At 59.5% G+C, this 18,644-nt stretch carries 14 protein-coding genes; 7 read left to right on the top strand and 7 right to left on the bottom strand.

The annotated features are described in order from the left end of the window. Window positions 1-129 precede the first annotated feature (129 nt). Both DBR44_RS15710 and DBR44_RS15705 read left to right on the top strand, forming a co-directional pair. A complete protein-coding gene (locus DBR44_RS15710) occupies window positions 130-801 on the top strand; it encodes a GntR family transcriptional regulator (protein ID WP_124644967.1) in 672 nt (223 codons plus the stop codon). Between the two features lie 148 nt (window positions 802-949). Beyond that, window positions 950-1,138 (top strand): hypothetical protein, encoded by a 189-nt coding sequence (locus DBR44_RS15705; RefSeq protein WP_124644966.1) that lies wholly within the window; start codon window positions 950-952, stop codon window positions 1,136-1,138. Window positions 1,139-1,393: 255 nt separating this feature from the next. Here DBR44_RS15705 and DBR44_RS15700 read toward each other — a convergent pair whose 3' ends face one another. Then, the gene (locus DBR44_RS15700) at window positions 1,394-2,335 is read right to left on the bottom strand and encodes an AEC family transporter (RefSeq protein ID WP_124644965.1); all 942 of its coding nucleotides are present in this window, start codon (window positions 2,333-2,335) and stop codon (window positions 1,394-1,396) included. A gap of 415 nt (window positions 2,336-2,750) precedes the next feature. On the opposite strand from DBR44_RS15700, the gene DBR44_RS15695 reads away from it, so the two are divergent. The 4 genes from DBR44_RS15695 (at window position 2,751) to DBR44_RS15680 (ending at window position 6,849) form a co-directional block, all read left to right on the top strand. Beyond that, a complete protein-coding gene (locus DBR44_RS15695) occupies window positions 2,751-3,398 on the top strand; it encodes a ferredoxin (RefSeq protein ID WP_124644964.1) in 648 nt (215 codons plus the stop codon). Then, on the top strand, window positions 3,395-5,029 hold the full coding sequence (locus DBR44_RS15690) for an FAD-binding protein (RefSeq protein WP_124644963.1): 1,635 nt from the start codon (window positions 3,395-3,397) through the stop codon (window positions 5,027-5,029). Before DBR44_RS15695 ends, DBR44_RS15690 begins: the two co-directional genes overlap by 4 nt. Window positions 5,030-5,041: 12 nt before the next feature. Continuing rightward, window positions 5,042-6,292, top strand: coding sequence for an NADH-quinone oxidoreductase subunit F (locus DBR44_RS15685; RefSeq protein ID WP_124644962.1), 1,251 nt, complete (start codon window positions 5,042-5,044; stop codon window positions 6,290-6,292). Between the two features lie 65 nt (window positions 6,293-6,357). Continuing rightward, the gene (locus DBR44_RS15680) at window positions 6,358-6,849 is read left to right on the top strand and encodes an aminoacyl-tRNA deacylase (RefSeq protein ID WP_124644961.1); all 492 of its coding nucleotides are present in this window, start codon (window positions 6,358-6,360) and stop codon (window positions 6,847-6,849) included. Between the two features lie 438 nt (window positions 6,850-7,287). Here the strand turns inward: DBR44_RS15680 and DBR44_RS15675 are convergent, their stop codons facing one another. The 6 genes from DBR44_RS15675 to DBR44_RS15650 form a co-directional block, all read right to left on the bottom strand. Beyond that, entirely contained in the window at window positions 7,288-8,580 is a 1,293-nt protein-coding gene (locus DBR44_RS15675) for a HEPN/Toprim-associated domain-containing protein (protein WP_124644960.1), read from the bottom strand. Between the two features lie 238 nt (window positions 8,581-8,818). Continuing rightward, window positions 8,819-9,574, bottom strand: coding sequence for a hypothetical protein (locus tag DBR44_RS15670; RefSeq protein WP_124644959.1), 756 nt, complete (start codon window positions 9,572-9,574; stop codon window positions 8,819-8,821). 408 nt (window positions 9,575-9,982) lie between these two features. Further along, a complete protein-coding gene (locus DBR44_RS15665) occupies window positions 9,983-11,302 on the bottom strand; it encodes a sigma-54 dependent transcriptional regulator (protein ID WP_124644958.1) in 1,320 nt (439 codons plus the stop codon). A gap of 3 nt (window positions 11,303-11,305) precedes the next feature. After that, window positions 11,306-13,129 (bottom strand): ATP-binding protein, encoded by a 1,824-nt coding sequence (locus DBR44_RS15660; protein ID WP_124644957.1) that lies wholly within the window; start codon window positions 13,127-13,129, stop codon window positions 11,306-11,308. 190 nt (window positions 13,130-13,319) lie between these two features. Next, window positions 13,320-15,002, bottom strand: a complete 1,683-nt coding sequence (aspT, locus tag DBR44_RS15655) for an aspartate-alanine antiporter (RefSeq protein ID WP_124644956.1) — start codon at window positions 15,000-15,002, stop codon at window positions 13,320-13,322. A gap of 228 nt (window positions 15,003-15,230) precedes the next feature. Then, window positions 15,231-16,889, bottom strand: coding sequence for an NAD-dependent malic enzyme (locus DBR44_RS15650; protein ID WP_124644955.1), 1,659 nt, complete (start codon window positions 16,887-16,889; stop codon window positions 15,231-15,233). Window positions 16,890-17,793: 904 nt separating this feature from the next. Between DBR44_RS15650 and DBR44_RS15645 the strand changes: the two genes are divergently transcribed. Further along, window positions 17,794-18,642: an alpha/beta hydrolase gene (locus DBR44_RS15645; protein ID WP_124644954.1), complete on the top strand. Its 849-nt coding sequence runs from the start codon at window positions 17,794-17,796 to the stop codon at window positions 18,640-18,642. Window positions 18,643-18,644: the final 2 nt, after the last annotated feature.

Raw genomic sequence — 18,644 nt, 5'->3', positions numbered from 1 at the left:
TACTCCTGTCAGCGTGATAATCGACGGCAGCACGCAGCCGAATCAAATTATGATGCATCATATTTGCTGCATTTCAAATTGGCAAGCGCAGTGTTACCATGCCGCCATCCCCCTTTCGGCCGCACCGCCATGCACTACCAACTCGACACACTGGAACACGACAATCTGGGCAGCACGGTTTATCAGCTGCTGTGTGATGCGCTGATCAGCGGCCGGCTGCAGCCCGGTGCCCGGCTGAAAATACGCGAGCTGGCCGAGCAGCTGGGCACCAGCGTCACCCCGGTGCGTGACGCCATCTTGCGGCTGGTGCAGGAGCAGGCACTGGCCATGCAGTCGCCGCGCGACATTCGCGTGCCCTACATGACGGTGGAGCGCTATCTGGAAATACGTGCCATCCGCATCCGGCTGGAGGGCCTGGCGGCCGAAACCGCCGCCACCAAGGCACAGCCTGCCGACATCGCCCGGCTGGAGGACATCGTCGCGCGCAATGCCGTGGCCATGACCGCGCAGGACATTGCGCTGGGCTGCGCCCTGAACCAGCACTTCCATTTCGCGCTGGTGGAAATAGCCGGCCTGCCCTTCCTGCACGGCATCCTTTACCGTATCTGGTTGCAGATGGGGCCGCTGATCGCCGCCGTCTACCAGCAAGGCGGCAGCGCCATGCTGGACTACCACTATCCGGTGCTGGAGGCGATGCGCCAGCGCGATGGCGCGGCGGCGGCGCTGGCCATTGGCGACGACATCCTCAGCGGCGGCCAAGCCATCCTGCTGCATCTGCAAACCCGCCAGAGCGCTGACTGACGGATTTCCGCACGACTGACACGACCACATCGGCGGCCAGCCGTACCACACCTTAAAAACACCTTTCATTTCAATGACTTGAACGGATAATTTCAGGCACGATGTTTGCAATACACAGCTGCGTTCGTTCTTGCAGAAAGCTGCTGCCATGACTTTCAAACTGCTGTGCACCCTGCTGCTTGCCTCCCTGCTGGCCGGCACCCTCAAAGCCAGTCCCCTGGCCGAGCCATCCAGCCTGTCACTACTGGCCATCCTGCTGCTGATGACGGCAATGAACGCCGTGGTCTATGTGCTGATCCGCCTGCTATTCCTCAAGCTGGCCCCACGCAGCAAATAAGCGGCGCAGCGCTAGACGTGACAAGGCCCGGCAAAGCCGGGCCTTGTTACGCGCAAGCTGATTCCAGATGCCTTACCCACCCTTGCCCCCCACTTGCAAAAGCCAGCCTCGGCTTGCTGCGGCAAGCACACAAAGGGGCGGGTCAATCTGCTGACCAGCCCCTTCGATTCCTGCCCCTTAAGCGCGGCTAACAAGAGCCGTGCGTCGCTGGGGCCAGCCGCAACGCCGCAGCAAGGTTTTGCTTAGCGGCTCGACTCAGGCCATCAGGTAAATCAGCGCCGCCTCGCCAAACACACCAATCACCGTCCCCACCAGCACCGAGTGCGAGGCATGCAGGGCGTAGGTCTGGTTGCGCACGGCAAACATCGAGGCGGCAATCGCCGTCGGCACCGCCCCCACGATCAACGCCTGGCGGGCAAACTCGGCATCCACGCCAAACAGCAGGATACCCAGCAGCATCAGTGCCGGCTGCAGGAAATTCTTCATCGCCACATTGCCCACCACATGGCTGTTAAACGCCGGTTTTTCACCACAGAACATCAGGCCCAGTGCCAGCAAGGACACCCCACCGGCCGCCTTGGCCAGCATGTCCACACTCTCCTGCACCGCCGCCGGCAGGTGCAGATGATTGAAACTGAGCACCACCCCCAGAATGGGCAGCCAGACAATCTGGTTGGACAGGGTCTTGACCATGCTCTGCTTCAGCATGGTCACCACCCCATCATCACTGCCCGACGCGGACATCTCGCCACAGCGGCACAGCACGATGGTCAGCGGCAGGATGATGAAGCTGGTGATCAGGTTGCCGATCAGTACCGCAATAAAGCCCTGCGGCCCGCACACCTGCTGCAGGATGGGCGCGCCAAAGTAGGCCATATCGGGAAAGGTGCAGACCAGCGCCTGGATGGCGCTGCTTTTCAGATCACTACGGTAGTAATAACGCCCGGCCAGCAAGGCCAGGACGTAAGTGCCGACAAAGCCAAAGCTCAGGCACAGGATGAACGGCACATTCTGGATGCGCTCCGGCGGCGTTTTCAGCGCGCCGATAAACAGCGAACAAGGCAAGGCATAGCGCATCACCAGCGTGGCCAGCACACTCACATCGGCCTGACGGAAATAGCCGCGCTGCCCGCCAAACCAACCCAACATCATCAACAGCACCACCGGCAGCAGTGCCGTGCTCATGGTTCCCAGCATGTTATTGCTCCTTATCTCTGCAAAGTGTCTCTCACCGCTTGCATAGCAAGGCGCATGCCATCGCACAGCACTCCCAAACCATTGATTTAAATACACAAATAAACAACAAGCATCGCAACAGTACGGTTTCCCGCGAATCTGCCGCACCTGCCACGCGGAAATCCGCACACGCCAGCCAAGCCCACCGTCCACAAGCCAGACAGGGTTTTCCGTCGATCCGGCCATGACAAAAACACGGAAATCCGACGCCCGCCAGCCCCGCGCTCAGCAAAAAATTATCATTTCTCTTTGTTTTCAATAGCTTGCAAAACACCAATATGGTGGCACGCTCCTTGCAAAGCCCAAGCCAAGGGCCAGGCCATCCGCCCGCCATCAGCACGGGCAGAGGGCCAGCACCACAGCAAAGGAAATCCCCATGAGTGAAACCATCTGCATCAGCATTGACGGCAAGGTGATGGCCGCACAGCCAGGCGACTCCATCCTGCAAACCCGGCTGCACGGCCCCGACGCCGTCACCGCCAATATCGGCTGCATGGGCCAGGGGGTGTGCGGCTCCTGTCGCTGCCTGGTCCGCAAGGCCGGCGAGCGCGAAACCGTCAGCCGGCTGGCCTGCGAAACCGTGGTGGAAGACGGCATGCAGGTCAGCTTCATCGACTACTACCTGCCCGACCACGTCCACCGCTATCGGCCGCATGATCTGCGCGACGGCTGGCAGGCCCTGCCGCAACTGCAGCAGACCTTTCCCGAAACCGCCCACTGCCGGCATTGCGGCGGTTGCGACCGCGCCTGTCCGCGTGGCATTCCGGTACAGCAAGGCATTGCCCTGGCCAGCCGTGGCGAGCTGCAAGCCGCCGCCGCGCTGTTCGATCCCTGCATCATGTGCAATCTGTGCACCCTGGCCTGCCCGGAAAACATCCGCCCCAATCATGTCGGGCTCTACCTGCGCCGCGCCCAGGCCATCCAGAACCTGCGCCCGGGCGATCTGCTGCGCCGGCTGGAACAGCAGGCACGCGGCCAGCTGGCCATCGACACCACGGCCCATCTTGCAAGGAGCGAGTCATGAGCACGGCCATTTCCTACCAGCAGGCCTGCCTTAACCGGGCCAGCCATGCCACACCGCCACTGCGGGCGGACGACCTGTCACGCGCGGCCCTGCTGGCGCAATACCACCCCGACCACGCGGCCGATGCCAGCACGCTGCTGCAAATCGGCAGCAGCCGTGGCCAGCCCTGCCACCCGCTCCTGGCCGGACTGCTGCAAAGCAATGCGCTGATTGACGGCTTTGATCTGGCCGGTGCCGAACAACGCAGCACCGACGTGCTGGTGCTGGGCGGTGGCGGGGCCGGCGCAGCCGCCGCACTGACCGCTGCCCGTGGCGGGGCCGATGTCATGCTGGCCAGCAAGCTGCGGCTGGGCGACAGCAATACCGTGATGGCCGAAGGCGGCATTCAGGCCGCACTAGCCGCCAGCGACAGCCCTCAGCAACACTTTGACGACGCCATGCGCGGCGGCCACAACTGCGCCGATCCACAACTGCTGGCACAGCTGGCGAGCGACGCACCCGGCGTCATCCGCTGGCTGATCGAACTGGGCATGCATTTTGATCTGGTCGATGCCAGCAGCGACGGCGGCAAGCTGCGCTACAAGCAAGCCGGTGGCTGCAGCCAGCCACGCATTCTGTCCTACCGCGATTACACCGGCCTGGAAATGATGCGCGTGCTGCGCGAAACGGTGGAACTGGAGCCAGGCATCCAGCTGCTGAACCGCTGCCCGGTGGTGGAACTGCTGTCGCACGAAGACGGCAGCTGCGCCGGTGCCGTGCTGTACGACCTGGAATACCAGCGCTTCATCGTGGTGTCGGCCCGGCAAACCATCCTGGCCACTGGCGGCTGCGGCCGGCTGCATCTGCAGGGTTTCCCCACCTCCAATCACTACGGGGCCACGGCCGACGGGCTGGTGCTGGCCTACCGCCTGGGCGCACAACTGCGTGACATGGATGCCTTCCAGTACCACCCCACCGGGGTGGCCTGGCCGCAGCGCCTGCGCGGCGGGCTGATCTCCGAAGCAGCCCGCTCGGCCGGTGCCATGCTGCTGAACGGTCTGGGTGAGCGCTTTGTCGACGAACTGGCCCCGCGTGATGTCGTGACCGCCGCCATCCTGCGCGAATGCGCCGCCGGCCGTGGCATCGTGCGCGACGGCCAACAAGGCGTGTTTCTCGACCTGCGCCGCCTGTGCGGCCCAGACCTGCCCGCGCTGGCCAGCCAGCTGCCGGCACTGCAACACCTGGCCGACAAATGCGGTATCGACCCCACACGCGAACCCATGCTGGTCTACCCCACCCTGCACTACCAGAACGGCGGCGTGGTGATCGACAGCCAGGGCCAGAGCAGCGTGCCCGGCCTGCTGTGCGCCGGCGAAATCACCGGTGGCATTCATGGCCGCAACCGGCTGATGGGCAATGCCCTGCTCGACATCCTCGCCTTTGGCCGCCGTGCCGGACGGCAGGCGGCGCGCCAGGCCCAGGCCGCCCGCAACAAATCATCGCTGCCGCCCCTGCGCGGCGGTATCGAACACGTCTATCGCTGGCAGCGCCAGCTGGCACTGGCCGGGCTGGACGCCAGCCAGCAAGCCCCGCTGCTGTATCCGGGCCAGGCCAGGCTGACACTGCACCGCCCCGCCAGCGCGCGCGCCTAAGAGAACACAATCATGGAAAAACTCAATCAGGTATTGCTCAACCCGTCCGTGCAGGTCGGCCCCGATCTGGCCGCCTGGCTGCAACAAGGCGGCGGGCTGGGGCTGCAGGCCGCCTTGCAGGCCCCCACCGCCATCATCCGCTGCATTGCCGATGCCGACCTGCGCGGCATGGGCGGGGCCGGCTTTCCGGCCTGGCGCAAATGGGAAGCCACCGCCAATGCCGTGGGCGATTGCAAATACGTGGTGTGCAATGGCAATGAAGACGAACCCGGTACCTTCAAGGACCGCACCCTGCTCAGCGCATCGCCGCACCAGGTGATAGAAGGTGCGCTGATCGCCGCGTTGGCCGTACGCGCCCGCTGCCTCATCTTCTACCTCAACCCGCACCAGGGCCGCAGCCTGCACACCATGCAGCAGGCCGTCAGCCAGTGGCAGGACAGCCCCTGGCCGGAAAAGCTGGCTGCCGCCATGGGTCATGCACTGGAAATCAAGGTCGTCGCCAGCTCTGGCCGCTATATCGGCGGAGAAGAAACCGCCGTGGTGGCCTCGCTGGAAGCCGGCTTTCCTTTCCCGCGCAAAAAGCCGCCCTTCCCGGCCGAGCAAGGCATCAACTGCCAGCCCACCCTGATCAACAATGTGGAAACCCTGGCCAATGTCAGCCACATCCTGCGCCATGGTGCCGGCTGGTACCGCGCACTGGGCGTGGGCAAGGCCTGCGGCACCAAGCTGTACTCGCTGTCCGGCGATGTGCTGCGCCCCGGCCTGTACGAACTGCCCATGGGTACCAGCCTGCAGCAGCTGGTTTTTGATTACGGCGGCGGCATGCTGCAGGGCAAAGCCTTCAAGGCAGTATTTACCGGCGGTCCGTCCAACACCCTGCTCACCGCGCGCGATCTGGACGTGGCACTGGATTTCGACTCGGTCTGGCTGCGCCATTCGCGGCTGGGCACCGGTGCCATGATCGTCATCTCCGAAGGCAGCAGCATCATCCGCAAGGTGGCCGAATACATCGACTTCTTCGCCAAGGGCTCCTGCGGCCAGTGCCCATCGTGCAAATGCGGCACCTTCCAGCTGGCCCGCCTGCTGGACCGGGTGGATGGCGGCCGCCACAGCCCGGCCGACCTGGATGCGCTGCAGCACCTGTGCCAGATCCTGCCTGGCAGCGGCCGCTGCGGCCTGATCGACGGCGCGGTCACCGTGGTGAAAAGCTCGCTGCACACCTTTCCACAGGAATACGGCCTGCCCGCGCAGCCACAGGCCTGATCCAGACCAGCGCCCGGCGGTGTGTTCACCCGCCGGCCTCGACCTCATGCTTTACGGAGTAAACCATGCAACACCAGACCATTGCCGGCAGCACCCCGGCACTACGCTTTTTGCTGGACCACAAGGTGGAATTCAGCTGCCACGCCTACCGCTACGAAGAACACGGCGGCACCGCCACCCCGGCCCGCGAACTGGAGGTCAACGAACACGCCGTCATCAAGACCCTGCTGTTTGAAGACCAGGACGGCCTGCCACTGGTGGTGCTGATGCACGGCGATTGCAAGGTATCGGCCAAGGAACTGGCCCGCCAGCTGCCCTGCAAAAAAGTGCAGCCGTGCAAGCCGGACGTAGCCAACCGCCACTCCGGCTATCTGGTGGGCGGCACCAGCCCCTTCGCCACCCGCACGCCGATGCCGGTGTATATGGAAGCCAGCATCCTGCAACTGCCCAAGGTCTATATCAACGGCGGCCGACGCGGCCTGCAGGTAGCGATGTCGCCGGTAGACATTGGCCATCTGCTACAGGCGCGATGTGTGGAGGTGGCGCTGGCGAAGTAAATCACCAGCAGGGCGAGGCCCGCCAAGCCAAACCCGGTATTCCGTCGTATTAGTCAATTGCCAACTTTGACTACCAATCAGGCTTGGCATCCGCGATTACGGATGATGATTTCCATGCCGCTTCCGCGTGGCAAACGGGAAGGAGGGCTGGCCTAGCCAAGCCCTCCTTCACCACCCAGACCACCCCGGGCAAGCATGACCTACGGCTGCCCGGCTGGAACTCGCGATTGACGATCGTCCAATCGCTCAAACAGCCAGCCACTTAAACCCGCAGCAGCGCACCTGTCGACATGCTTGACGGGGGATGGGGTGGTGTTGGTGTGGTGGATGCTTTCGACCCAAAGCGGAAGTGGCTGGTTTGAAGAAGCATACGTTTAGAGGAACGACCAAGTTCAGGAAATAACTTTGGACGCGCTAGCAAGAAAAACAAGGATCCCTTCAAATCACTGGGATTACCAGCCCGGCCTGATGGATCATTGCATCAAGTAATTTCAATATCTTAGAAACATCGTAACTACTGCTTCGCAACAGGTCGTCAGGTTGATCGTAGAAATGTTTTGAATAGGATTCTTTGAAATCCAACACACCATGCCACGCATCGATGTCTTTTTTGAAATTGCTCCACGTGACCTGAGGGGCTGGATATTGATCCAAACTTAGGTCGAGATAGCATTCAATCGCGGCGGCTCGACCATTGATATCAGAAACGCTAACGCCCTCCGGACCGCGGGTGACGAATTCCCTAAATTCCTCAAGATCGGGTAAGAGCATCGCTCGCATGTTTGCAGGTAGTTTCAGTTTTTCAAGCTTGCGAAAGGCATCAACGCCCTCCGCGTCGTTGTCGAAAACGAATAAGACCTGGTTGAGAAGGTCAATTCGTAAAAGCCCTTCTGCGAATTTAACGAGATTGCCGGTTCCCCAGAAATGATGGCGTTCATCGACATCGACGAAATTGAAAAAGTCTGCCACATCCGGATGGAGGATATCGAGCGACCGACGAATGATGCGTGCGTCAGATGCGCCCTCGGTCGCGATCAGAATTTTTTGCTTTTGCCGCACCCCCGGCTGGAATGCCTCACGTTTAACCCAACCGGCATGGACAATGGGGCCAAACTCCCACGTGACCTCAACTTCAGTATTTGCTGAATTCAGAGCAAAGATACGAAGCATCGACTCAGCACTCAGAATGCAAACTCTTGCGGAAAGGAAGCTAGCTTCGGACCAATAAAAATCAGAATCTTCAGTTCTGGGAATCCGCTCAAATATTTCGATCTCAGCGGCAAACCGCCCCTGTGAAAGCGTGTCTCGATCCGGTGTTTCGAACTCGACATAATTACTTTTCAGATCGCTTAGAGGATAGCGGCAAACTAAATTGCAAAATTCTTCAAACGTCAGATATTTGTCTTTCTTCTCTTCTGGCTCGCCATAGCTATCCATATAGACCGCTTCTGCGACCATCATTTCATATTCGGCGCGTGCGGCTTCAAGAGTGAAGCCGAGTATCTCAAGACGCGGCAAGATGCGAGAAAGCGTTCTTGCAAAAAGTTCCTCAGCTTCGGCCAACTCCCCCTTCTCTTCGGGATGTTCTGCGTAATATTCGTAATCTATTGAGTCCGTCTTGCGGCGGAAGAGATCACCTTCCTGGAACAAGAACCCGTAATCTATCCCCATGAAGTTCTTGGAATACGATAGAGACACATTACCAATGCAGAGTTCTATGGAAGTTCCCATTTAGCACGCCTTTTCGCCAAAATATAGATTTTTAAATTCATTAACTCTCTAATTACTGGATTCTTCTGGAGCACATCCAGTATTAGTTATTCCGCCAAATCCTTCAATCGTTTAAAAGTGCCAATGACATCATACGGCTGCTTTTGGGCGACTTGACCACTGGCCGGTTGTGGCCGAAAGCAGTCAATACATAGCACCAGCAGATGACCCCAAACTGAAATCAAGCAGGAGCTTCTATTTATCTGATGGTGACATATGGTAGCTCTGGGACTGGTAGTGGATTTCCGTTATAACTACTTTTTACAGCAGCGGCCATTCGGTATGCCCAGCTTCCTGCTTGGTCAGCAAAATTCTTATAGGGGCCTTGGATATTTTCTGAATTCCATTTACTGTCGATGGCAGTAAGGGCCGGGTCCCTGGCAACTCCGGCCATCTCGGGATTAAGCCATGTAGAGAAATGAACAAAACCACCATCTCGATAATAATGGCAATCTACGATCACCATTAAAGGGGGAGTTGAAACTCCTGCACTCCGTATACGCCGCATGGCCTCTCGCCAATAACTATCCGCAGCGTCACCAAAGCCGAATACCGGGCGGACATATACGCACTCAGGTAATCGATAATTACCCTCCAGCTTGTCCTGCATGTAAACTGACTTCAGATTGCTGCATGGATCATCCTTCCAGCCATTACGGCCAAATTTAGATAAATCTCCCAATGGGGAGATTACACGTACCATGGCAAATAATTCATTATGTTTGTACTGAGCCAACAGAACATTGCGAATTGGAAACGGATTACCTGCCACATCAGCTCCATTACTTTTACTTCTAGCTATTACATGCCACTGCCCCGGCGGCAAAGAAAATGTTCTATCGCCAGCTGTGATATCTCGACTAATGATATCGTCAGCCTTTACTTCCTCAATATTCGCAGAAATTGCTTGCGCACTCAGCAAGAGTGCTGGCAGAAATATTAATTTAAAACGCATTATAACTTCCACTTAAAGTCTGACAATAAAATTTATTAAAGATAAATGCCAATGCAAAATAAAATAATAATTTAACTATTATTCGTACTCTATCGAGGATGATGGAAGGCGATGCTCATAATCACAAGCTACCGAATAAATGACATCACTAAACACCAGATACAGCCTGATTATTGCGACCACCCCCGCTGTCTACGTCCACTCCTAGCCGTAAACTGCCTTCCACCCTGCAGAGTGCCCCCTGCCCTTGGCTGATTCTAATCACTTATTAATCATTCGTCATCAAATGACCATCAAGAATATCCACAGCACTATGGCGTACCCCCTCGCGGCAGCGCCAAACAAAAAGCCAGCAGCCGGGCGGTGATCTGCCCGGCTGCTGGCTTTGCCTGTGGCGTGCTGCCTGGCTTACTTTTCTTCCAGATCGTATTTGCGGATCTTGTCGAATAGCGTGGTCTTGGCGATTTTCAGCACTTCGGCGGTTTTGGAGACATTGCCGCCCTGCTTGCGCAGTTCTTCGGCAATCATGCCCTTTTCGAAGGATTCCACTGCCGTGTGCAGGGTGAGCTGGGTGTCGGCGGCAGCGGTGCCTGGCAACATTTTCAGGTCCAGCACGAAGCGGTCGGCCTGGTTGCGCAGTTCGCGTACATTGCCCGGCCAGTGGTAGGCCATCAGGTCGCGCACCACCTCTGCGGTGATGGCCGGTGCCGGGCGGTTCATGCGCAGGGCGGACTGGCTGACGAAGTAGTCGAACAGCAGCGGGATATCCTCGCGCCGGGCACGTAGCGGTGGCAGGTCCAGCGTGACCACGTTCAGGCGGAAGTACAGGTCGGCGCGGAATTTGTCCTCATCGGCCAGTTTGGACAGATCGGCCTTGGTGGCGGCAATCACGCGAAAATCCACCGGGATCAGCCGGTTGGAGCCCAGCCGTTCGATCACCCGCTCCTGCAGCACGCGCAACAGCTTGATCTGCATCGGCATGGTCATGCTTTCGATTTCGTCCAGAAACAGCGTGCCGTGCTGGGCGTATTCGATCTTGCCAATGCGCTGCTTGCTGGCCCCGGAAAACGCGCCGGCTTCGTGGCCGAACATTTCGCTGTCAAACAGGGTTTCCGGCAGGCCGCCGCAGTTTAGCGCCACAAAGGGGCCGGTGCGGCCGGAGAGGTCGTGCAGGCAGCGCGCCAGCAGCTCCTTGCCGGCACCGGTTTCGCCATTGATCAGGATGTCGGTGGGGGTAGCCGCCACGCCCTGCACCAGCCGGCGCAGTTCGGCCATGACGCCGGAGTTGCCGATCAGCCGGCTTTCCAGGCCGCCAAATGCCGCCAGTTGGCGGCGCAGCTGGCGGACTTCCAGTGCCAGCCGGCGTTTTTCCATGGCGCGCTGCACCACCGACACCAGCACCTGTGGCAGGAAGGGTTTCTGGATGAAGTCGTAAGCGCCGTCGCGCATGGCCTGTACCGCCATGGCGATGTCGCCGTGGCCGGTGATGAGGATGACCGGCAGGTCGGGGTCGTCGGCCAGCAGTTCCTGCATGAAGGCCAGTCCGTCCATGCCGGGCAGGCGGATGTCGCTGACAATGATGCCGGCAAAATCACGGCCGATGGCGCGGCGCGCCTTTTCCACCGAGTCGAAGCCCTGCGCCGGGATGCCATCCAGCCCCAGTGCCTGCACATAGCCCAGCTGGACATCCTGGTCGTCCTCGATCACCAGTACCTGAAGATTGCTCATGTTTTACTCCTGCCTGTTTTGTCTGAGCGTGATGGTGAATACCGCTCCGCCATCCGGGTGATTGTCGGCGGACAATACGCCGCCATAGGCCTTGATGATGTCCGAGGACAACGCCAGGCCCAGCCCCAGCCCGCTGGTTTTCTTGGTGGTAAAGAAGGGTTCGAAAATATGCTGTCTGACCTGTTCCGACAGGCCGCTGCCGTTGTCACGCACCTGAATGCGCACGATGTCGTCCTGCCGCTGCCAGCTGATGGCGATCAGCGGGTCGGCCACTTCGTGCAGCGCATCAATGGCATTGCTGACCAGATTCACCAGCACCTGCTCCAGCCGCACCGCCTCGCACAGCACCACGATGTCTTCCGGCTGGGCTGGCAGCTCCAGCCGGATCAGGGTTTTCTTCAGGCGGTGATTGAGCAGGAACAGCGCATTGTCCACGGCCTGTGCCACCGCGACGGATTCGCGCTCGCCACTGGGGCGGCGGGCAAAGGATTTGAGCTGTTCGGTGAGCGCGCCCAGCCGTGCCACGATGTCGGTAATACGTTCCAGATTAGCCCGCGCGGTGGCCAGGTCGTTGATTTCCAGAAAGCGCACGGTATTGGCCGATAGCGCCGACAAGGCAGCCAGCGGCTGGTTGATCTCGTGGGCGATGCCGGTGGATAGCTGGCCGATCACCGCTAGGTTTTCGGTGCGGATCAGCTCGTTCTGGAAGTTCTCCACCTGGCGCGCGGCCTGGATGCGTTCTTCGATTTCCATTTTCAGGCTGGCATTGGCCTGTTTCAGCTCGCTGCTGCGCTGCTCCACCTGCTCTTCCAGCTGGTCATGTGCGCGCTGCAGGGCACGGCGGGCCTCGGCCTGGGTCTTGATGCCCATGCGCCACAGCCGTACCGAGTGCAAGAGCAGGCAGGCAAAGCCCACCATCACCGCCACGGCCAGTGCCCGGGTCAGCGCCAGACTGTGCATTTCGTGGGTATCAATCACCATGGTCAGCGTCATGCCGCTGACCGGAATGGTCTGATTGATGGCCAGATATTCGTGCCGAGTGCGGCCCTGCCCCATCTGCACCAGCATGGCCTGGCTATTAAGCACGCTTTTGCGCTGCCAGATGGGCGGCTTGATGATCTGCTTGTTGTACTGCTGGGCTTTTTCCAGGGCCAGCCTGGCGTCAAAGCTGAGCGGCACCGTGGCATGGTATTTCCACTCCGGCACCGATGACAGCACCACCACGCCGTTGGAATCCGACACCAGCAAGGGCTCTACAATATTGCCCCACATGTGCTCCAGCTGTTCCAGCCCGATCTTGATGGCCACCACGCCCAGCCGCTCGCCCCCCTGGTAGATGCCGGTGGCCAGATAAAAGCCGGTGGCGTTGCCGGTGGTACCCACGGCGTAAAAGGTGGTGATGCGGTTGGCCGCTGCCTGCTGGAAATACGGGCGATAGGCGATGTTGCGCCCGACAAAACTGTCTTTTTGCTGCCAGTTGCTGGAGGCAATCACCTTGCCCTGCTTGTCCATCAGATAGGCCTGCAAGGAGCCGGCCCCCTGATTGAGCCGCAGCAGGTAGTCATTGGCACGGGCCAGCTGTTGCGCGTCGGCCGGCTGCAGCAGCGCTTCGCGCAGGGTGTCGTTGTAGGACGCCGCCAGCGGCAGCAGGCCGTATTTGTCGACCTCGTGCTCCAGAAAGCCGGCATTGCGCGCCAGCCGCCGTGCGGACTCCTGCTGCCGTTGCTGTAGCAGCTGCTGCCAGCTGATGCTGTACACCGCATACGCGGCCAGCAGCGACAGCAACATGGAAAACAGCAGGTAAAGATAAAAACGGGTTCGCTTCATACCAACTCCGGGTCACACACCCGTCTGACTGGAAAAACCGGCCTTGCTGCAGCCATGGCGGGCGCATTATCCCACAATCCCCAGCGAATTATTGCATCGCAGCATGACAAGCAAAAAAGCCACGCAGGGTCATCTGCGTGGCAAGGTCATGGCAGAACCACGACGACCGAAAGGATAAAGAACAAGACAGCTAGAACACGTTGACCAGCACGATGGTGAACACAGCCATCACCAGTCGCGACACGGCATACCCTACGGTATAGCCCAGTGCCGGTACCTTGCTCTGGGCGGCGTCCTGCAATGCGCCCAGCGCGGCGGTGGTGGAACGGGCGCCGGCGCAGGCTCCCAGCAGGATGCCAGGGTGGAACTTGAACACGAAGCGACCCAGCAGCAGGCCGACAATCAGCGGCACCATGGTGACCACGGCTCCGGCAAACAGCAGGGTCAGGCCGTATTGTTGCAGGCCGGAAATGAAGCCCGGTGCGGCATTCAGGCCGATGACCGCGATAAAGCCGTTCAGGCCGACATTATTGAACACCCACAGCGCCGGGCCGGGGATCTTGCCGAAAGTACGCATGGAGGCACGCAGGTAGCCGCAGACAATACCGGCCACGATGGAGCCAACCGAAGTGCCGAAACTGAGCGGAATCCCGGCCACATGCACGGTGATGGCACCCAGAATGCTGCCAGCCACGATGCCGAAGCCCATGAAGGCCATGTCGGAGTTTTCCAGCGGACGGTCGGCATAGCCCAGTTGCTTGGCCACGACGGCCACGTCCTGCTTGGCACCCAGAATGGTCAGCACGTCGCCGCGCTGTACCACTACATCCTGCCCCATCGGCATGTCCAGATCGCCACGACTGAAGCGGGTCAGGAACAGGCCACGGCCCGGTTTGCCGAACAGTTCGGTCGTGATGTCGCCCAGCGTCTTGCCGGCGTATTTGCGACTGGTCACTACCAGGTCGAGCAGCTCGGTGGAGAAGTCCAGCAGCGGCACGTCTTTCACTTCCTTGCCGAAATGGTGCTGGTATTTCAGCAGCGCGGTCAGCGTGCCGGAAATGGCCACCACATCATTGCGCTGGATGCGGGTACTGCCTTCGCAATCGACAATCTTGGCACCCACGGCCTGACGTACGCGGCGGACGAAGATTTCGTGATTGAACATGGCTTCCACTTCGGAAACCGTCTTGTCGAACAGATCAACATTATTCAGCTGGAAAGCACGGGCGGAAAATTCGCGGTAAGCCGTGCTGCCCACGGTATGGCCGCTGCCGTTTTCCTTTTCGTAGGTCTTGCACTCTTCCACCAGATTGAAGCCCAGCACTTTCGGTGCGAAAGAAGCCAGAAACCAGGCCGAACCAGCAGTACCGAAGGGATAGGTCACGGCATAGGCCACCGGCATCAGCGCCATGGCCACTTTCACGCCACCCGGCATCTGGCTGGCCTGATTGAGCAGGTCGGTTGCCACGCCCAGTACGGTGGAATTGGTATAGCCACCGGACAGCAGGCCGGCAGTCAGCGCGGCATCATAGTGCAGCATCTTGCCCAGCAAGATGGCGGTGAACAGGCCGGAGGCACACACCAGCACGGTAAAGAACACCTGCGAGATACCGTCGCTCTTGAGTGCGCGGATGAATTGCGGCCCCACGGCATAGCCGACGGCAAACAGGAACATGGCAAAGAAGGTGGATTGCAGCACAGCCGGAATCACCAGATGCACCTGGCCAATCAAGAGGCCGGCCAGCAAGGTACTGGTGACCACCCCCAGATTGAACTTGCCCATATTGAGGTTACCCACCCAGAAACCGACGGCGATGGTCAGATAGATCGCAATCTCCGGGTATTTCTGCAGGGTATGAATGATGTAGTCCATGATAGACACCTTTGTATTGTCGGCCACCACCAGCCGGTTAGCCGACCCGGCGGTGGCATCAGGCGCTTGTGGCACCTGTCATTTGTTCATGCACCGCCCGTCTGAGCGGTGCAATCTTCCATCAAGAACCGCTAACAAAGCCTCCCGGGCCAAGGCGCGCCGCCGCAGACAGTACAAGTAGTACGGCAAGGCGGCGCAACGCAGGAGCGGGGGTTTTGTTATCGGGTCTCAGTACTGCGGCTTGTACAGCTGAGCCTCAAGCCAGGCGCGGATATCACGCGGACGCTCTACCTGGGCCAGACCGGCATCGAACATGTACTCGGCAATACGGGCGGCCGTGGTCACTTCGGTTTCCAGAATCTGCTCCTGACTGGGGAACAGCATGGCCTTGGCGCGCTGGGTCAGCGTGACCTGGTCGGCAGTGGCGTGGGCGGCCACGATGAAGCATTCGTCGTTCAGGCGGGTCGGGCGGCAGGCATAGGTCGCCAGGCCGATGGCCGGGTAGATGTAGAAGTTGTTGGCCTGGCCCGGACGGTAGGTCTTGCCTTCGTATTCGAAGTCGGGGAACTGCACGCCAGCGGCAAACAGTGCCTTGCCCTTGGACCAGGTGTAGGCTTCCTCGGCGCTGCACTCGGCCTTGTGGGTCGGGTTGGACAGGGCAAAGATGATGGGCTGCTCGTTCAGCTTGCTCATCAGCTCGATCACTTCACGAGTGAAGGCACGCGCCTTGGTGCTCACGCCAATCAATACCGTCGGCTTGAACTCTTCGATGGCCTTGAGGAAATCCTTGCACGGCTTGGCCGGGCGGGCATACAGCTTCTGGGTTTCGGACAGGTCGGTACGCGAATGCTCGATCAGGCCGTTGATGTCGAACAGGGCAACCTGCTTGCGTGCTTCGGCTTCGCTCAGGCCCAGGGTTTGCAGCTCGGCGCAGAACAGCTTGGCAATGCCCAGGCCAGCAGAACCGGCACCCAGGAACATCACACGCTGGTCGGTCAGCTTGCCGCCAGTAATGTTCATGCCGGCAGCGATACCTGCCAGTGCCACACTGGCCGTGCCCTGGATGTCATCGTTGTAGCAGAGGATCTTGTCTTTGTAGCGATCCAGCATGCGGATGGCGTCGGTGCCCTTCCAGTCTTCAAAATGCACGCAGCAATTGGGGAAGACTTCCTGCACGGCCTGAATGAATTCTTCGGTCAGTTCGTCCAGCTCGGCTTCGGAAACCGGGGCTTCGCGGGTGCCCATATAGAAGGGGTCGGCGCGCAGGGTTTCATTGGTGGTGCCGATATCAAACAGCACCGGCAGCAGGCCGGCCGGCGGTACGGCGGCGCAAGCGGTGTACAGCTGCAGCTTGCCAATCGGGATGCCCATGCCATTGGCACCGATATCGCCCAGACCCAGAATGCGGCCACCGGTGGACACACAGATGAAGCGCACGTCTTTTTCCGGCCAGTTGCGCAGCACTTCGGCAATGCGGCCCTTCATGTAGCGGGTGATATACATGCCACGGGCGCGGCGGTAGTTGTTGCCGAAGGTTTCGCAGGCATCAGCCACGGTCGGATCGTACAGCACCGGGATGAAGCGTTTCGGGTCGGACATCACCGTCTTGTAGAACACGGTTTCGTTACGGTCTTCCAGGCCGATCAGGTAGGTGTAGCGTTCCAGATCGTCCGCTTTTTCGTCCAGGTGGGCCATGACGCGCTCTACCTGACGGTCCAGGTTTTCCACTGCATGCGGCAGCAGGCCTTCCAGACCCAGCTGACGGCGCTCTTCCACGCTATAGGCCGTGCCCTTGTTCAGCTTGGGTTCGTGCAACAGCGGCATGCCGCCGTGTTGGCCGTTGGCGCTCAGCTTGTCATTCTTGACGGAAGTGTTCTTTACAGTCATGGCATTCTCCAGTTTGTATCGAAAGGGTGAGTTGAAAGCTTCTCAGCTGCCCTTCTTATCGCAACTAGCGTGCCAGCCTTTTTGTCCTGTAAAAAATTCTTAAATTATTGATTTTTATGGATTTTTATTTTCACAAAAAACCACGCCGACGTCAGGCCGTACTTTGCCCCGCACGGCGGGTGCGGAAGTCCGTACTTTGTGAGTGGGCTTTGTGCGGGTAGGAAAAATGCTGGTTGGCGGGGCGGAGGAAGGGAAAGAGAGCTTGGCTCGCCATACCCGGCATTGGGGTAAGACCCGCGAAGTTAAGCCCGACATCGCAACACCGCTGTCGCTTAGCAACTATCGAACTGTTTAAACATCAGCTGTCCGCCACGCGGATGATGATTTGCCTGCCACTGCCGCACGGCGGACGGGAAAGGGGTAGCGTCAGGGCGGTCAGGTATACGGATCGGGTGAATGGGGGTGAATGCGTAAAGTTGAACGGCACAAGTTTAAATAGATTACTGACAAGGGGGATTCTGCTAACGACCTTGAGCAGCCATTCTCCGATGTGTCCACAGAATTACCGGAGATCGGCCGAAGTGGACGAACGTGTGACCAATGAAAAATCTCCGCTTTCCTAGAGGAAGCTGACATGAATGCATCTCGTGAATGAGGGATGGTTCACATTGCAATGCGACATGGCAAATATGCTAAACCATAGCAGCACGGAGTTTGCCTTGGCATTGCGCAAGCAGACAGGCCATTCCAGCTGCTCCACGTGCGGCCAACAGGATTTCGGTAAAGGTATGATCTCCTTTGGTCTGCTTGAGAACCTGCTGACGCACTACTTCAATAGCAGGTAGAGGAGCGGTGCTGCGGTCCAAGCGTTATAGTGTGGTTTTCCTCAGCGCTCGTCTTTGCCATGTTTCCCATTCTGCTGCGTATTGCTCTGTTGTGTGGTGTGCTTCTACTTTCGGCCTGTGCTCAGCTGCCGGATGGCGCAAGCCGCCTGGCTCAGTCGCAGCGGTTGCTGCAAGCCAAGGGCTGGCAAGGGCAGTATCTGCAGGCAGGGGACTTCAGTCTGTTCAGTGCCGGCCCGGTCGCGCAGGCAGCAGGCAATCAGCCAATTACGGTTTATCTGGAAGGCGATGGCCTGGCCTGGCTCAATAGCGACACCCCGTCGGATGACCCTACCCCACTGCGCCCCGTAGGCTTACAACTGGCCTTGCAGCAGCCGGATGGCGTGGCCGTCTATCTGGCACGCCCCTGCCAGTATGCGCAGCCCATGCCGCCACAGTGCCAGCAGGCGTGGTGGACCGCTGCCCGCTTTTCCGAGCCGGTGGTGGCCGCGCTGGACCAGGCACTGGACCAACTCAAACTGCAATACGGTGCACGGCAAATCAATATGGTGGGATATTCCGGTGGTGCGGCACTCGCCCTGTTGCTGGCCGAACGGCGCAGCGATGTGCAGCTGCTGATAAGCGTGGCAGGCAATGTGGACCCGGCGGGCTGGATCAGACTGCACGCCCTGTCGCCCTTGCAGGGTTCGCTGGACCCGCTGGCACAGCTTTCTCAGTTACACGCCGGGCATGTATGGCTGTTGAGCGGTGCAGAAGATGAAAACATCCCGCCAGCTCTGGCTGCCGGGGTGGCCGCACACCTGACTGCACACCTGCCGGTAACCCTGCGCACAATGCCAGGGTTCACCCATCCATGCTGCTGGGTAGAGACCTGGCCTGCGCTGTGGCGGGAGGCGGCAACTTTTAAGTAAGT

Source organism: Aquitalea sp. FJL05 (assembly GCF_003852595.1).
In the GTDB taxonomy this organism is placed as follows: Bacteria; Pseudomonadota; Gammaproteobacteria; order Burkholderiales; family Chromobacteriaceae; genus Aquitalea; species Aquitalea aquatilis.
This window is presented reverse-complemented; position numbering and strand designations above follow the sequence as displayed.

Excerpts from the sequence above, each read along its gene's own strand:
- DBR44_RS15710 (WP_124644967.1), top strand. The coding sequence starts at position 130 with ATGCACTACCAACTCGACACACTGGAACACGACAATCTGGGCAGCACG.
- DBR44_RS15705 (WP_124644966.1), top strand. The coding sequence starts at position 950 with ATGACTTTCAAACTGCTGTGCACCCTGCTGCTTGCCTCCCTGCTGGCC.
- DBR44_RS15700 (WP_124644965.1), bottom strand. The coding sequence starts at position 2,335 with ATGCTGGGAACCATGAGCACGGCACTGCTGCCGGTGGTGCTGTTGATG.
- DBR44_RS15695 (WP_124644964.1), top strand. The coding sequence starts at position 2,751 with ATGAGTGAAACCATCTGCATCAGCATTGACGGCAAGGTGATGGCCGCA.
- DBR44_RS15690 (WP_124644963.1), top strand. The coding sequence starts at position 3,395 with ATGAGCACGGCCATTTCCTACCAGCAGGCCTGCCTTAACCGGGCCAGC.
- DBR44_RS15685 (WP_124644962.1), top strand. The coding sequence starts at position 5,042 with ATGGAAAAACTCAATCAGGTATTGCTCAACCCGTCCGTGCAGGTCGGC.
- DBR44_RS15680 (WP_124644961.1), top strand. The coding sequence starts at position 6,358 with ATGCAACACCAGACCATTGCCGGCAGCACCCCGGCACTACGCTTTTTG.
- DBR44_RS15675 (WP_124644960.1), bottom strand. The coding sequence starts at position 8,580 with ATGGGAACTTCCATAGAACTCTGCATTGGTAATGTGTCTCTATCGTAT.
- DBR44_RS15670 (WP_124644959.1), bottom strand. The coding sequence starts at position 9,574 with ATGCGTTTTAAATTAATATTTCTGCCAGCACTCTTGCTGAGTGCGCAA.
- DBR44_RS15665 (WP_124644958.1), bottom strand. The coding sequence starts at position 11,302 with ATGAGCAATCTTCAGGTACTGGTGATCGAGGACGACCAGGATGTCCAG.
- DBR44_RS15660 (WP_124644957.1), bottom strand. The coding sequence starts at position 13,129 with ATGAAGCGAACCCGTTTTTATCTTTACCTGCTGTTTTCCATGTTGCTG.
- aspT (WP_124644956.1), bottom strand. The coding sequence starts at position 15,002 with ATGGACTACATCATTCATACCCTGCAGAAATACCCGGAGATTGCGATC.
- DBR44_RS15650 (WP_124644955.1), bottom strand. The coding sequence starts at position 16,889 with ATGACTGTAAAGAACACTTCCGTCAAGAATGACAAGCTGAGCGCCAAC.
- DBR44_RS15645 (WP_124644954.1), top strand. The coding sequence starts at position 17,794 with ATGTTTCCCATTCTGCTGCGTATTGCTCTGTTGTGTGGTGTGCTTCTA.